Source organism: Bartonella callosciuri, assembly GCF_014203215.1.
GTDB classification, from domain to species: Bacteria; Pseudomonadota; Alphaproteobacteria; order Rhizobiales; family Rhizobiaceae; genus Bartonella; species Bartonella callosciuri.
Map to the genome: position 1 here is coordinate 21324 of NZ_JACHIM010000008.1, position 15839 is coordinate 37162.

The following is a 15839-nucleotide window of genomic DNA, read 5'->3' on the forward strand; positions in this document are numbered from 1 at the left end:
AAGTCATTGATGAGGTGATCGGCAGTGAATTAAAACAGATCTTGCGGGATTGTGCGCTAAAAAATCAAAACCCTGCTGAGGTGATCTACTCTATTGCGTAAAAAATTGGCTACACAAATACGCAAAATAACATGGGTGAAAACTTGCAGGAACGACAAAATTCTGCACGGACACTGGCTGCTTATAACGGTTTGACGCCAAATGGACCTCTTTCTTTAGAGATGCTCGACAAAATGTCAGAAGCAGAATTTAGTCTTTAGGTTGCAGATCCCAAAAACAAAACCGCTTTTAACCGTTTAATGGGCGGGGGAGAACCTTAAAAGCGAAAATGCATGAGGAATTCTTAAAGCTTGAACGCAGGGGAGTTCTCTTGAGGCGGATGCGGGGAAATTCTTGAAGCATGGATGCATATGGAGCCTTTGAGATGGGAAAGAGAGAAACTTCTCAAAGCAGATGCGTAGAGAGGAGATCTCTTAAAGAGGGGGGAGGCAAAAGCGATAAACTAACATCACAAAACACGCAGTAACCAATCCATTATCTGAAATAAGAAATGTGGAATGTTAACAACCGGCTCTTGGCCGGCTTTTTATGTCAATAAACTTTTAGAGGATAAAATGGCTGTAACTTATATCGGAATCAATGACCCAATGGCAGTGCGCACATGGTCTAAACTACTAAACCAGGAAGTTTCAAAAGCAATTCCTATTGCACCTTTGATCGGGCAAGATTCTAACAGTATCGTACAATTAAAAGATGAAACTACGAAAGCAAGTGGGGATGCTATTAGCTTTAATTTGCGCGTACAGTTGCTCGGGGATGGGGTGAGTGAAGGACAGACATTGGAAGGCCATGAAGAAGCACTCCAATTTCTCAATGATCGCTTAGCAATTAATGAACTTGTTCATGCTGTGCGGGTCAAAAATGAAGGCACCATTGATCAGCAACGGATTTTGCATGATTTGCGTACCGAAGCCAAAAATGGATTGGTTGATTGGTATGCCGATCGTCTCAGTATGATGTTTTTCATTCAAGTCTGCGGATATACCGCAAAAACCATCAACTTTGAAGGACGCTCAATTACCCTTAAACCTGTCCATTATGGATTTAATGCTCCAACTGCACCAACCGATAAGCGTGTTGTGCGTCCCAATGGAAAAACAAAAGATGAAGATTTGAAAGAAAATGATGTCTTCAATCTCAAGCTGATAGATCAAGCCGTTGAACGGGCTAAACTTGCGAATCCCAAAATTAGGCCCGTGCGTGTTGAGGGCGAAAATGTCTATGTACTTTATCTGCATCCAACGCAGGTCACACAATTGCGTACCAATACAGATGCCGGACAGTGGCTCGACATTACCAAAGCAATTTATAGTGGAAGCCGCCTCAAAAATCCGCTCTATGATGGGTCGCTTGGTATGTATAATGGTGTCGTCTTGCGCGAGGCTGAACATGTGACAGAAGGCGTCGAGTCAGGTTCAACAGACAAACCTGTCTCAAATGTACGACGCGCTGTTCTTTTGGGAGCACAAAGTGCCGTTATTGCTTTTGGAAAAGATCGTGGCGCTACACGCTATAAATTGGTGGAGGAACTGTTCGATTATGAAAGAGAGTTCGGTGTCGCAGCAAAAACGATTATTGGGATGAAAAAAACTTGCTACAATTTGCCAGGAGGTAAGCAAGGTGTGCAGGATTTCGCGACAATCGTGATTCCAACTTATGGAGCGCCTGCTTAAAACATTGTTTGAAAATTTTCAAATTCTTGTCCCCCAAGGGAACATTCTTTTGCGTTGCTAGAAGATACTGTTGGGGGAAAAACACTTAAAATGCTTCATACACAAAAGGAGTATGACTGCTCATGACTGTTGCACCGACTGATCACCCTGATCTCAATCTCCCGCAATTAGACCATTCTAAAACTTTTGCCTCTATGGTCGCGCTTATTCAAGATGAAATTGATGATACAACAGCTGAATATTCCGTTCAAATTCAAGATTCAATTTTTACTGCTTTGCGTTTGTGTGAATGCGAACCTTTTTTCTTTAATGAAAAAAGAGTCATGACATTTGAAACGCAAAGGGGAAAGACATGGTATGGCAAAGAAATTGGGCTTTTTATTGAAGCAAAAAGAACTTTCTATTCTGTCTTTTTAGGAAAACATCCTGCAACGCAAAGACAACTGCATTTTAAATCTTTTGAAGTGTTGCAAAAACAATACGGATCTCTCCCTCCACAAGAAACACCTCTTTTCTACACTTGTCTTGATCAAAAAATAGGGCTTTTTCCAACGCCCAAAGATATTGATCCTGTGTGTCTTTCTTATGTTCCTTGCCGTTTTGGAGATGAAAAGGTGCTAGAAAATGAGAACCCTTTGTTGATTTATGCGTTTGATCTCGTTAAAGCACGGGCAAAATACGAGCTCTACAAAAATATCCTCAAAGATCCTGAATATGCTGCTGTTTCTTTCGAAGACTTTCAAGAACAGCTCCAAATTTTGCGTTTTGAAACATCACGCAGAAAGAATGCTTCAAACATTCTTCCAACGGTATTTTAAAAACTTTTTCATAATCGTTGAGTGTTGATGCTGATGGCTGATGCTAACAGTTATGGTGTTTTATGGGTGAAGGCATCAGTGTGCTTTTGCCTGCTCCCTATAAGCCGTGCTTGGCGGTTTTGTTACAGAGCCTTATCCCATTTGAGGAGCTCTTGTGATGAAAAAAACAGACTTTTGCGATAGTTTAAATTGTAAAGGATTTTCAAATATGAATGGGGTTTTCAATGGCTTTTTTCCCAATCGCTGATTATCGACCCGATGTTGCTAACATTAATGGCATCTTTACCGATGAACTCATCAATGTGCTTCCCGCTGATGGGTCCTATATCCCTATGCCAAGCTTTGAAACTTTGACAGAGCCTTGTCCTGATACACTTTTAGGGGCTCTTGCAGTGAAAACAAAAAACGGTGTGTCTATTCTTGTGGGGACGGGACAGAAAATCTACCTTCTCGACAATACGACAATGCAGTGGAAAGATATAAGCCAAAAGGGAAAATCTTATCTCGCGAATGTCGATGCTCCATGGTCTTTCGCTTTGTTTGGAGATTATATCATTGCTGTTAATGCTAATGATAAGCCACAAGTGATCGATATTAATAATGATAAAAGATTTAGAGACTTGGGAGGAAATCCCCCACAAGCGGGAATTGTTCGTGTGTGGGGAGATTTTGTCTGTTTGATGAAATTGACCGAACATCCAAGACGTGTCTATTGGTCAGGGTTGAATGATGCTGAATTTTGGACCGTGGGGAAAAAAAGCTGCGATTATCAAGATTTTCCCGATGGTGGTTTCGTACAAGGCGCAACCGAAACAACAAATCCAATCATCTTTATGCGTTCTGCAATCTATGCCGGATCTTTTATCCCTGGATCCAAAATTATTTTTAGTTTTCAAAAAATCCACGATAAACGTGGCGCAAAAAACGCTGAATCCATTGTTTGTCGAGGGGATCTTGCCTTTTTTGCTGATGAAGGTGGATTTTATCAGATAACCAGTGGGGGACAAATTATACCAATTGGATTCGAAAAAGTAGACAGAACCATGATGGCAAAATCTAGTTGTAATAACCTTGCTACTCTGTCTGCTGCTATCGATGGAGTTTATAATCGCGTGTATTGGATGATCGATCCTGGTGATGCTGTCCGCAAACGCATTTTGCTCATTTATGATTGGAGTTTGCAAAAATGGACAAAAGCAGTTGTGGATATTAAAATGATTTTGCCCATTTTTTTGGCGGGGACCACATTAGAAGGGCTGGATCGGATTGCGCAGAGCATTGATGAGTTACCCTTTTCTCTCGATAGTCAAGTTTGGAAAAATGAATCGCCTGTTCTCGGTGCGTTTGATCATCAAGGGAGGCTTGGAGCGTTTTTGGGTCCTCCTATGGCGTGTGTGGTGACATCACAAGAAATGGGGCAGACAAATGGCATGATAACGCGGGTGAAAAATATTATGCCTCAAGTCAATAGCAGAGAGTTTTATTTGTCCATGGGAATGCGCTTTCATCAAGCACTTGAAGAGGAACCTGTTTGGTCGCCAGAAAAAGAGCCTTCTCGGAATACGGGCCAAATTCATTGTCGCGCAAGGGCACGCTTTTATCGTTTTAGATTACGAATCCCTGAAGGGGTAAATTGGTCTCATGTCTCAGGGTTCGATGTTGAATTGAAACCTGCTGGCATGCGATAGCATTTTACTTGTAAACCAGGCAAATATGCTGGAACCTGTCTTCTCCTACGCGAAAATATAGGCGCTAAGATCTTTCTGCCCTACAGAACACATGTGGGCATCTATCTTGCGTAAATTGCGCGAATAGGTGGAGGACTTTTTGCAATGAAGAGAATAGGTGGATGCATGCTACCCCTTAAAGAAACGATGTATGCAGTATAGCGCAATAGAAAACAGTGCGTTTGCATAGTTTTACCATCGGTTCGTGAGATGGCTTAAAAATTTGAAAGAGCCTCAATTATGACAATGCACAACAGTCAAAATCTTTATTCTGTTCATTTGACAGATCAATGGACATGGGAAAAAATAGCACCTTATCAAAAGGCTCTCAATGCTGCATTGAAAAAATACGCTAAGCGGTTTCCCGATGATGTCTGTCTGAAAACAATTGCCGAAGAACTCGCGACCGGACAAGCACAATTATGGCTGATCTTAAAAAACAAGACGCAATTTAGTGCTTTTGCAATCACCAAAGTTGAAAAAACCTACAGGGGAAAAAAACGCGTCGTTCTTTCAGATCTTGCTGGAGAGGGAGGACTAAAATTGGTTAAGTTGATCGATAAGATCGAACAATGGGCTCGGTCAATCAATGCGGAGGAAATGCATATGTTTGGAAGATCTGGATGGGCTAAAATGCTCGTCCATCACGGATATTCTCGTAATCTTATTCATTATAGAAAGGCGCTTAACGCATGAGTAGAAAAAAAACACCTCAAGTGCAGACAACAACACAAACAAATGCACCACCCGCATGGGCAGAAGATATCTTTAAACAAGCCAGTTCTAAAGCACTTGACCTTTATAATAAAGGAATTGGTGGCAATGTTTATCAGGGAGAGCGTGTTGCTGGTCTTGGTACGATAACACAAAATGCAATCGCCGGGTTAGAACAGGCTGCTAATCAATATAACAATCCGGCTTTGACAAAGGTATTTAATGGACCAACGCAAACTGCGACAAACCTTCTTGATATGGCTAAAGGAAACTGGATTGGAAACAATAGCAAATTTAATACTGCTTTGCAAAATGCGCTGAGTAAAACTTCTGATGCTATTAATCAATCTATGGCTGGAGCTGGGCGCTATGGTTCTGGCGCCCATACCGGCGTGCTCGCCGATGAACTGGGTGCATTGGCAACAAATGCGACGGCACAGCAATATAATCAAGATGTGAAAAATATGATGAATGCTAATCAGATGATTGATCGCTCATTATATGATCAGATTAATGCAGCAAATAGCTACTATCAAGGGCAAAGTAATGCGCAAAACAATGTTTTGAAGGGGGGGATCATTCAAGATGCCAACCGTCAGAATATCTTAGATGCTGAGCGCCAAAAATGGACAGAACAAGACAATCAAGAATGGAACCGATTAGAACAGTTGCTGCGCATGGGAATACAATCGGCTGGAAATTATGGAACAACAACAGGAAAGTCTATAATAAAACCTTCTGTCACGAAAGATCCATTGGGTGATGTACAAAAAGTTCTTGGATTTATGGGCGGAATTTTAGGACTTTGTGATATGAGAGCAAAAGAAAATATTATTCCTGTGGGAGAAAAAAAGGGTTATCCACTTTATAACTTTAATTATAAAGGAGACCCACAACGCTATTGTGGCGTTCTTGCCCAAGATGTATTGCGTTTGAAGCCTGATGCTGTTTTTGTCAATGCAAAAACAAAATTGCTGCATGTCGATTATAATAAAATCGGCTTCCAAATGGAGAAAATACCAGCACCTAGAAAGAAAATTGCTGCTTTCTTCTCTTCTTTCTTTGCGCGTTTGCCCTTGTTGAAAAAAGGATACATTCTATGAGCTCGATTTATGATTGGTCGCTTATTGCATCTGAAAATGCCTATGCTGATGAGATCATAAACTGGGCAGAAGGACAACCCCCAAGTTCAGTGAATGATAGTGCTCGCGCTATGATGCAACGTATTAAAGAGTATTTATCAGATAATGGTGGGGTGATTGAAACACAGTTTACTGTCGATGGGGAACAAAATAAAACATCGATTCGCTTGACCACAAAGTCTGTTTTTGAGACCTATAGGGGTGGTATTGTGGTACGCTTCAAAGCACAAGAGATCAACAGAGGAATAACAAATGTTGCGTTGAATCAATTGCCTTTCTGCCCGGTTTACCAAGTGACCTCAGAAGGGATAGCACCTTTAAAAGGCCAGGAAATTCAAAAAGGAGCTCTTTATGAGCTTGTCTACACTTGTGACATTGCTGGAAAGAATGCAGATGGTTGGTTTTTAACCAATCCTACCATCAAACTGCCCGAAATTCCACCATTTCCTCCTTTGCCTGAAAGTTTTTCACCTGGCTTTATTGGGACTTTTGCTATGGAAAAAATCCCGACGGGTTGGTTGTTGTGTGATGGGAAAGCATATTCACGAAGCACTTATGCAAATCTCTTTGCTGCCCTTGGTGAAACATGGGGAAAAGGAGATGGGAATACAACATTTAATGTTCCCGATTTGCGGGGAATGTTCTTGCGTGGGTTGGATAGCGGAAAAGAGATTGATAAAGGACGTCGTCTTGGAAGCAGACAAGAAGAGTCTTTTAAAGCCCATACCCATAAAGGGAAAACAAATTCCGCTGGTAAGCACCTACATAGTTTTATAGGGCTTAAGCCAATTTCTGTAACTGCAGCGGACAGTGACTTCATGTATCATCCATATGGATTCGATACTAAAAAATCTTTGACCGAATTTGAGGGGGAGCATAGCCATGAGATCTTGTTGGAAACAACAGGTGGTGATGAAACACGGCCCGTCAATGTTGCAGTTGTTTATGCTGTGAAAGCCTGAAAATTAAGGCACTGCTAGAGATAAAAAATTGTTTTAAAAGGCTTGTGTTATGAAAGAAAAAGAATCATGCTTAAAGAGAACATGTACAAAGCCTGGAGAGCTCTTCGTTTCAATAAAAAACGCAGACAAACTGTTTCATGCAACGAGCTCCTCTTTTGAAATTTCTCCTATTTTTAGAATGGCTCAAACACATGCCGCATTACCCTATCCAGAGATAAAATTGAAGAGTTAACTTAGAACGCTTCATCGATAAAGATGCGCATGAAACAGTTTGTCTGCGTTTTTTATCCCCACAGGCGGAATGGATTGAATGGGATGAAAAGAATAAAATGAGAGCTCTATGGGATCATTTTTTTTCAGCTCTGGGATCTGTTTCTTCATTTCTTTGCTGTTTTTCTTTTGTTATCTAAAAGAAAAAAAGACGCTCTTGTTTTTAGCAAGAGTTTCTTTTTTCTTTAAAGAACAAAGATCTTTTCTCTTATTAGAAAAATTGGCCAAGAAGAATATTATGGGAGAAAAAGGCGCGTTTTAAATTTTAGACGTTTCGTTGTAAATGTGTTGGGAAGTGAAGTATAAGTTTAGTGAAAGATTTTCCAATGCCTGCTTCTTAGCTTGCGATGGTTGGAAAATACATAAAGGTACTCTGCCTCTTTTGAAAAAAGAATGAAGGCATGTAAAAAACGCTATGGCTTTTATTTCTGAAAAATGCCTTATGACACACAATCTGTGCGAGGCATGTGGATTCATAAATCGAGCACTCTTTCATAAGAGACTGAGCTGTTGTTTGTTCACCAATCTCCTTAAAAAGATAATATTTATACCGAAAAAGAATGATTGATCAAATGATGCGAGCTGACCCTGCATTTTTGCTTTGGTTTCAAATTGTTATGGCGCCGCTTTTCGTGAGTGAAAAAAAGACGCATTTTTAAGAAAATCCATTGTGAGAGGTTCTTAGAAATTTTTTCAAAAGTTTTTTAATGGGGATGTTTGAGGTTTTAATGGTAAAAAAGTTTATCGATAAAATGCATCAGAATCTACTAATGCGGTGTTGTATAGCCTATCAAAAAGAGGGAATCTCATGACGCTTTTTCCATTTTCTATTGATGATATTACTGATCCTGAACATATCCGCGTGGTTCTTTATGCCAGTGGAAGAATGGGACACGCTCCTTTGAATGCACTTGTGGAGCCAATACAGAAAGATATTACACAAATTTCACAGCGCTTAGATATTTTAGAACAAAAATTGAAAACAATAGATCTTGTCAATGCCAACCATCAACAAAATACTGAAGGAAATGATCAAGGCAACGAATATGATAGTGACTTTGATATAGTTACTAATCCAGGTCTTGTAACCGTTGAAGAAATTGATAGAGGGAGTGGTGAAGCGAATAAGTTCGATATCGAAAATATTATAACGACCAATTTCGATCACGGAATGATCACAATCAGTGATGGAAGTTGTAAAGTTAAGGGGAGTAAGGAGTCTATTTGATCCAAGAGAAAAGAGGGGAAAAAAGACGACAAGCTAGGGGAAAAAGGCTGTAGAGAATAAAAAGACAGACAAACTGTTTCATGCGCATCTTTATCGATGAAGCGTTCTAAGTTAACTCTTCAATTTTATCTCTGGATAGGGTAATGCGGAATGTGTTTGAGCCATTCTAAAAATAGGAGAAATTTCAAAAGAGGAGCTCGTTGCAATGAAAGCATGGGGTCATTTCTTAAAGCAGAGCGAAGCGCTGTTGGTATGCAAACTTGTGATACAAACAATGGATCATGGAATAAGTTGAGAGGCTTCTTGTCTCGAAAGACATGATTTTTGGCTGCTCTTTAAGCAAAACCTCTAAGGTAAAAAACGCGTGCATAATTTAAGAAAAATTTTAAGGAGGGAATTGATCGGTTTTAGATCGGTAAGTCATTCGCTGTTCCTATTTCTTTTTCTATAAGCTAGGAATAAAGGCTTTTTGTTATTCTCCTTTTTTCAAAAAGTACCGGGGATTGTTGTAATGGAAAAAAGCAGAAGAAAATACTTATAAAATTGCATTTACAAGAATTCTCAAAAAGAAGAAGAAAAGAAACTTTAAAGCGCATCAAAGTTATTCCATTCTCACAAGCGCTTAAACATTTGCTCTTTAGGTTTAAACATTTTCTTCTACCGAAGAAGAAGCCGCTCCCTGACGCCGCCTCTTTTTTCTTTGCACTTCCTTATCTCCTACAGGCAAAGAGGCAACTTTTACCAACGGCATATCCCCCTTCTGAGAGGTCTCTGACATTCTCCGTAAAAGTTCAAAACGTGGAAGTTCAAGGAATGCTTTTTGGTTAAACAAACACGACGCACCACTTTAAATCCAGCAGCATCTCCTACAAGTGGCATAGGTTGAAAGACAAATGTTGCAAGATTTTGTTGTATCTTGGCAAGAATAAAGGCTTCATAAGCACGCTTTTACATATGTCTATAGTGGTTTCGAGAGCTATAGTGGGTGGATTTTGTCGCGGTTTATTGAACAGTTTGCAAAACTATAGCTTCTTCCAAAAGCCCTATGGTCACACTTTGACTGCCAAGCAAAACAGCACGTCGTCCATTGGCAATAGCTGTGTTGTTTGTTGAATGAACACCGCTAGTTATAGAAGAAGATTTCCGTAAAATAACAGCACGATAGAGACCAAGTGAATTTTAACAAGAGGATGATTATGGTCAAGTGACATTTATTCATTTGCATTTTGACAAAGTTTCCGCAAACGGAATTCAATCTTATTCCTTAACTCTTATGACTTGGGGTGGATGGAGGGATAGAACATAAAATTTTCTCTGGTAATCTGTCTTGAGATAGATTTATGCTATGCGCATTGAGCAGGCTCGAGAGTTGTATCAATAAGGGCAAGGTTAAAGTTTTTGGTTAAGAGTCTGTTCAATCTTCATCTTTGATGATACCATAAGATCAAATGATGCGTCTACGGGTTGGAGCTGTTACTTTATTAATCCCTCGTGCACGGGCTTTAGAGTTAAGTTTTGTCCTTTCAAGTTTAGAGCGTCTACCATCTCTCCCCCCACTTGGATGAAAAATATCAGATTTTGCAATTCATTGTGATGATTCATTAAATGGCGTTCAATATCTTGTGTGAATGAACATAGGAATAATTGGGCGATGAGAATAAATATCGCAGTTTTTTGATTGAGACTTTGTGATAAAGGAGCGGTTGTCCGTTTCTTCTTAATCCTTCTCCTGTGGTAACTTCCATTTTATCATTAAGATAGGGAAGTGAAAAGAGAGGGTGGTTGCAGCTCTTGTTCAGTTTTCTCTTGCAACTGGATAATGCTGTATTCGGGTTTACAACCTAAGAGAGCAGGGATAATCTTTTGGCATTTTATGGTGTTTATCGTCATTTCAAAAATTTTTCTTAAAAACAGAAGAGAATTAGGCAAAACAATCTCCACGTATCTTTTTCGTTTTGTACTCTTCTTCTGGAAAATATAAGGGAGTCTCCTATGGCGTGGTTGTGGTTAATCATGTTAAAAGGTTTCATAATAAAATTGAAAGAGTCTCGTTCTTTTGTTTTAAAGAGCATTCTCTATGAGAAGATTGACATTTGTAAAAGGGCATGTGTAAAAGAGCATGTGTAAAAGAGCATGTGTAAAAGAGCATGACCTCCTTTTATCCGAGTTGTTCTAAAACATTAGAAATATGCTTCATTTCTGATGTTTTTGATTGATTGTTATGGAAACAATATGGAAAACAGAGGGAAGTCTTTGCTGATATTACGATACCAAACATCCTATCTATACGGTGCGCAGGGAGATAGTATCATGGAAAATTGGGGGTATTGATGTGTTTTCATCCCAGTAAGAAAATCAATTATATTGCTTGCATGGGATTTTACATCAACAAACTCTTATGGTAATGCCTCTCTATCTTTTTCATAAAGCGGATGAAAAGTTTCCAATAAGAGTTGCAAACAACAAAGAGAATGAAATGTTCATGATACAGCGGCAAGTAAGTATTTTGATATAAGAAGATTGCTGGTTTGCAGTGTAATATGGATTGTGTGTAATGATGCTTCTCTTCTTGTTTTCTGTCAAAAGCGCTCTCTTCGAATGTTAAAGGATACAGTCTTTATGGAAAAAAGAATCCGCGCAAGACAAAAAGCTTATTTTAAGAGATTATATCGTAAGATCGCTTTTATTTTCATGCTGCTCTTTTGTATTTTGATGGTTTGTTTTGTCATCACTAAAGTTATCGGTTCTTTTTCTGCTGACAAACAAATAGCACAACAAGTTCCTGTTGAACTGAATATTCCAGTCTTTGATTTACGCGTGTATTGCAAGGAAGTTTCTGCTTCCGTTATGCCCGATATGAAAAGAGAAGTTTATAAACATTGTATTAATTTGGAAAGTGAAGCCTATTTTACCATTCGCGAAATGTGGGATGAACTTCCTAATTCCGCAAAGAGAAGATGTGTAAAGATAGTGCGACCGGGGGATGGAAACTACTTTCTCTTACGGGATTGCTTTCTCAATGAAAAAGAAGCTCAAAGAGAAGATAAAAAAGGTCAAGTGCGTAATTACTTTTAAATTTTGCTCTGTAAATTCAAAACTATGCGAAATTTTGTGAAAAAATATACAAGCACATTGTGGTTATGGCTGCCCTTCTACGAAGGGCCATCTTATAATGAAGAGAGATCCCCATTGTTTCATCAGTACATGCTCTTCCTTTGAAATTTTTCTTCTTAATCCAGCAGTTTAAAAAAATTCCAGGATCTCACAAAGATAAATATTGAACCTTTTTTGCTGTTGAGAGAAAGAAAAAAGCGAGGCCAAATTTATTTTGGTGTTTTGATTCAGAAAGCATTAAAATCATCGATTTTTTTGTGATGCAGTGTGTACATTTTTAATCTGAAAATCACTCCATATACTCATATACATTGTAAAATACCCTATTTTCGCCATTAAAAGAGGCCTTTAGGTTAGGGTAGGTATTGTGGAATGCGTGAGATGGTTTTTGTCTTTGTTGATCTCTCTCCTCGCGTAAGAGCCATTGTTTTAAGCTCCTTTGTGGTGTTCTATGCGTTTCCTGTAGCTTTCCTTTGCGTTGCCGGAGGGAGGGTTCATGGGGCCTGGTGTTGAAAATTCTAGTAGAGGACAAAATCTGCTTCTCTTTTGTATTCTGCTAAAAAGGGATTAAAAGCTTTATACTTAAAGTGAAAAGAACCTTTATGCAAAAAATCGGCTGTGGGTGTGCTCATGTCATCGGTAAAAACATCGAGTGTGGGATTTTTATGATGGTTGAGTTGTTTGCAGTAAGAGCCACATGCCTCACAAGTTTCAAATAAAATGCCTTCGGGAATATTTTGAGTCGTGTCGAGAGAAATATTATTCTGCGTTGCTCCACAAAAAGTGCATTGGGTGTAAGGGATAGACCAGAGAGTGCCGCAATAAAGGCAAGAACAAACCTTTAGAGTTTCATACGATTTTCTCTCTATAATGAGGGTGGCGGAATGTGTACCGCTACAGGCAGGACAGAGATTGTGTTGTTGTGGGATTAAGCTTTGCGCATCAAGTTGTGAAGCGGCAAGAGAATACATGACTTGCAATGCGCCAGCGATGAAAATATGTTCTGCTAATTGCTGTGGTGGAAGGGTGTGGTTTAACAAATTGTGTCCCCATAGGCGCCAATAGTCTCTTTGCTGTTGTGTGCGCTTTAAAGCTTCATGCTTTTTTTTCGAGAATACTTGACTAGGGAATGTTTTAATTGTGAGTCGTTTCAAAAAATCTCCAACAATACTTTCATATAGACCTAAAATTAATAACTTTGATCGATCAAAAGGAGGTGCTGAAGATGCACCAAAACGGCTAAGGGGGACAGCAAAATCTTTAAATTTTTCGGTCGATTGTTGTTGGGCATCACAAAAATCAGCAAAAAAAAGAAGAACCTCTTTGTTTGCGAGGGTACTGGCTAAATGTGTAAAACGCTGCGCGCGTTTAGCAAACAAAGTTTCTTTATTGGGCAGTATAACGGAAATTGGAGAACCTATTGTACCATTCTTGTTCATAAGTCTGGGCATTTTTTGAGACGACTCTGAATTTTTTTGTGCGCCCAGCATGTCGGTTGTTTCTTTCTCATAGATTTATGATTTTTTTCTGTTTTTAAACTTAGCTTTTACGTTGAGTTCAATTTATCGATAAATCTCGTGAAACGAAAGCGAAAATTCTAGTGCAGTTGGCAGGCTTTGGTAAGAAGACTGATCGATTAATGATCATAGGGCTTGAAGAATGATCCATGTTAATCTACTTATAAAGAACAAGAGTTTTTGTGAAGCAAAAGTGGATTGTTGCTCACAAGGGGGTTGCTTTCACGTAGAGGAAAAGCTATATTCATAGAGCAGAGGGGTTCGTGCAGTGACTCGTAGGGTGTAATTTCTTACGAGAAAGGTACGTGAGGGGGGCAGAGAATATCGGCGTTTTTAGGGTCGGTGGTTTTAGAGCAAAGAAGAGAATTCTGTTTATTCTCTGGAGGGATTTGTTTCTTTATCAGAGATTGTTCTATATGTGTTCTCGCTTTTTGTTTTTCCACAAGATGGTTATTTTTTTAGTAAAATATGGTCTATTTAGAAAAAAACACTTGGCATTTTATATGAACATCACTAGGTTTTTGCTCATTAACAGAGAAAGAGGGAAGTTTGGATTTACATTTTCCCTGCTGTTTTTGTGATTTTCAGAACATATATACTTTTATCAAATATCAGTAGGTATCATTTAAGTGAAATAAAGCGCGGATAGTCTGATAACCGTATTTTAAATGTGATCAGCATTATCGGAAAATAATGCAATGAAGAAATATCAATAAAGACACACACTCCAAAAAGGGATAAAAATGAGGCCACAACAAAATAGACGGGTACGCGGTCGCAATAATAACAACAACAATAATAATAATAATCGTCGCGGTCCTAACCCCTTGTCTCGAAATTATGAAAGTAGCGGTCCGGATGTTAAAATTCGTGGGAATGCTCAACAAATTGCCGACAAATACATAAGTCTTGCACGTGATGCACAAGGTGCTGGCGATCGTGTTATGTCGGAGAATTATCTGCAACATGCTGAACATTACCTGCGTATTATTTTGGCTGCTGCTGGGCAGATGCAATCTGTCCGATGTGATGAAAATCGTGATGAAAATCGTGATGAAAATAATGAGCAAGAATGCAGTGAAATAAACGCTGAAGGTGAGAAAAAAGGCAAAGATACTGCCAACTGTGACACAGAAGTATTACAAATACCGTTACAAAAGAATAATAATAGTCAACATGTGAAATCGCAAAATGGGCAGGTGCATGAAGATGCGTGTGGGATGAATGTTCTGTTCGATGAGGAAATCGATCCAAAGCAATGCGATGGTGTTGAAGAAAAAATTGAACCTGTCAAAAAAACACGGCGACCTTCACGGCGACGTGCTGTGCGTGCTCAAGAAGAAGAAACTCTAGAACTTTCACATTTTAAACCTTCGAGGGAAATATCAGAGACCTCTCAGAAGGGGGATATGCCGTTGGTAAAAGTTGCCTCTTTGCCTGTAGGAGATAAGGAAGTGCAGAGAAAACGGAGGCGGCGCCAGGGAGCGACTCCCTCTTCAGCAGAAGAAACTGTTTAAACGCTTTTGGGGGTGTTATTGTCTCAATGGGGCAGAGTGGTAGATGTTTCTTCTGTTGTTTCAACAGAAAGAACAGCAATCAATGCACCGCTATGATAATTGTAAATCATAAATTTTGTCTGTCCACCAGGTGTGAGGATTTTTAATACGATATTATGATCCGAAAGGCTTTGTGATAAAATCTGTGTGTTTTTTGATAAGAAGAGTGTGTGGTGAAAAATTTCTTGATTTGTGCTGTGAGAGGGAAAGGGATCTGTTTGTTTTGGAGCTGATCCCGTTGCTATAATCTTGTAGACAACGCCAAATAGGACAGCAAGAATAAGAATGAGCGTTATGGAAATGGAAATAATCATTAAACGCATAAGCTTTTTTCTCACGCGTTCTACTGCAGGGTCTAAGGGATGATCTTGAGGCAGTGCATCTTGCTCTGCGCGATGGTCTTTTGAAATATGCATTTGTTTGTTATCCACCATCCGTACTCTTGTACTCTTCCATTGATTGTTTTTTAGAGCTTGATGAGGTTTATGCTTTTAAGGCTTTTTGTGCAAGAGGTCTAGTAGAGGGAATCTTTAGAAGTGGGGATGATGAAGGAAAACACCTGCTTTACGAACTCTAGATACTTTATTATTCATATTTTGGCTTTTAAGCAGGAAATTGCCGTGGTTTGTTACGGACCAGATCAACGTTACCTCTTGTTGATATAAGTTTGCTTGTACGTTTATACATTGGGCAAAGATTTGTTGTCCGTAAGAAGCAAATTTTTTTGTGGAAGGTATCATAGCTTGATCACATGCTTGCGCTGTTGGGTAGGTTTTAACCATTGTATTGTTAGAATAACAGCTGGTAAAATCATCTGTACATGAAACCAATAAGAGGATAAAAATAAGAGGGTTCATCAAATACTTTCGAAATAAGAGGTTGACAACATAGAGCCCAGTTTGTCAGCCTGGTGGCATTTTCTTTACGAACAAACGTTTTTAGGGGTTTTAAGTTCCGGTGGTTAAGTTCCGGTGGTTAAGTTCCGGTGGTTAAGTTCCGGTGGTTAAGTTCCGGTGGTTAAGTTCCGGTGGTTAAGTTCCGGTGGTTAAGTTCCGGTG

At 39.3% G+C, this 15839-nt stretch carries 12 protein-coding genes and 2 pseudogenes; 10 read left to right on the forward strand and 4 right to left on the reverse strand.

Going from position 1 to position 15839, the window contains the following annotated elements; all coding sequences use genetic code 11:
* The 8 genes and pseudogenes from HNQ69_RS08025 to HNQ69_RS08030 all read left to right on the forward strand — a co-directional run.
* Positions 1-260, forward strand: a pseudogene (locus HNQ69_RS08025) (hypothetical protein); the annotation flags it as partial.
* Between the two features lie 354 nt (positions 261-614).
* Entirely contained in the window at positions 615-1733 is a 1119-nt protein-coding gene (locus tag HNQ69_RS06555; RefSeq protein WP_183229274.1) for a N4-gp56 family major capsid protein, read from the forward strand.
* A gap of 122 nt (positions 1734-1855) precedes the next feature.
* Positions 1856-2551 carry a hypothetical protein gene (locus HNQ69_RS06560; RefSeq protein ID WP_183229254.1) on the forward strand — a complete coding sequence of 232 codons (696 nt, stop codon included), beginning with the start codon at positions 1856-1858 and terminating at the stop codon, positions 2549-2551.
* Positions 2552-2775: 224 nt separating this feature from the next.
* Positions 2776-4239: a hypothetical protein gene (locus HNQ69_RS06565; RefSeq protein WP_183229255.1), complete on the forward strand. Its 1464-nt coding sequence runs from the start codon at positions 2776-2778 to the stop codon at positions 4237-4239.
* A 279-nt stretch (positions 4240-4518) separates the two neighbouring features.
* Positions 4519-4974: a hypothetical protein gene (locus HNQ69_RS06570; protein WP_183229256.1), complete on the forward strand. Its 456-nt coding sequence runs from the start codon at positions 4519-4521 to the stop codon at positions 4972-4974.
* On the forward strand, positions 4971-6095 hold the full coding sequence (locus tag HNQ69_RS06575) for a tail fiber domain-containing protein (protein ID WP_183229257.1): 1125 nt from the start codon (positions 4971-4973) through the stop codon (positions 6093-6095). Before HNQ69_RS06570 ends, HNQ69_RS06575 begins: the two co-directional genes overlap by 4 nt.
* Positions 6092-7096: a phage tail protein gene (locus HNQ69_RS06580; RefSeq protein WP_183229258.1), complete on the forward strand. Its 1005-nt coding sequence runs from the start codon at positions 6092-6094 to the stop codon at positions 7094-7096. The genes HNQ69_RS06575 and HNQ69_RS06580 overlap by 4 nt, the downstream gene beginning before the upstream one ends.
* A gap of 1078 nt (positions 7097-8174) precedes the next feature.
* The gene (locus HNQ69_RS08030) at positions 8175-8594 is read left to right on the forward strand and encodes a hypothetical protein (protein WP_246348547.1); all 420 of its coding nucleotides are present in this window, start codon (positions 8175-8177) and stop codon (positions 8592-8594) included.
* A 643-nt stretch (positions 8595-9237) separates the two neighbouring features.
* Here HNQ69_RS08030 and HNQ69_RS06590 read toward each other — a convergent pair.
* Positions 9238-9426, reverse strand: coding sequence for a hypothetical protein (locus HNQ69_RS06590; RefSeq protein ID WP_183229259.1), 189 nt, complete (start codon positions 9424-9426; stop codon positions 9238-9240).
* 1787 nt (positions 9427-11213) lie between these two features.
* Here HNQ69_RS06590 and HNQ69_RS06595 point away from each other — a divergent pair.
* Positions 11214-11669 carry a hypothetical protein gene (locus HNQ69_RS06595; RefSeq protein WP_183229260.1) on the forward strand — a complete coding sequence of 152 codons (456 nt, stop codon included), beginning with the start codon at positions 11214-11216 and terminating at the stop codon, positions 11667-11669.
* Positions 11670-12226: 557 nt separating this feature from the next.
* On the opposite strand, the gene fdhE is transcribed toward HNQ69_RS06595, so the two are convergent.
* The gene (gene fdhE / locus HNQ69_RS06600) at positions 12227-13198 is read right to left on the reverse strand and encodes a formate dehydrogenase accessory protein FdhE (protein ID WP_183229261.1); all 972 of its coding nucleotides are present in this window, start codon (positions 13196-13198) and stop codon (positions 12227-12229) included.
* 770 nt (positions 13199-13968) lie between these two features.
* Between fdhE and HNQ69_RS06605 the strand changes: the two genes are divergently transcribed.
* Complete coding sequence (locus HNQ69_RS06605; protein WP_183229262.1) at positions 13969-14742, forward strand: DUF4167 domain-containing protein; 774 nt, start codon at positions 13969-13971, stop codon at positions 14740-14742.
* Positions 14743-14765: 23 nt separating this feature from the next.
* Here the strand turns inward: HNQ69_RS06605 and HNQ69_RS06610 are convergent, their stop codons facing one another.
* The gene (locus HNQ69_RS06610) at positions 14766-15215 is read right to left on the reverse strand and encodes a hypothetical protein (RefSeq protein ID WP_183229263.1); all 450 of its coding nucleotides are present in this window, start codon (positions 15213-15215) and stop codon (positions 14766-14768) included.
* A 49-nt stretch (positions 15216-15264) separates the two neighbouring features.
* Positions 15265-15638: pseudogene (locus HNQ69_RS08035) on the reverse strand (hypothetical protein).
* Positions 15639-15839 lie beyond the last annotated feature (201 nt).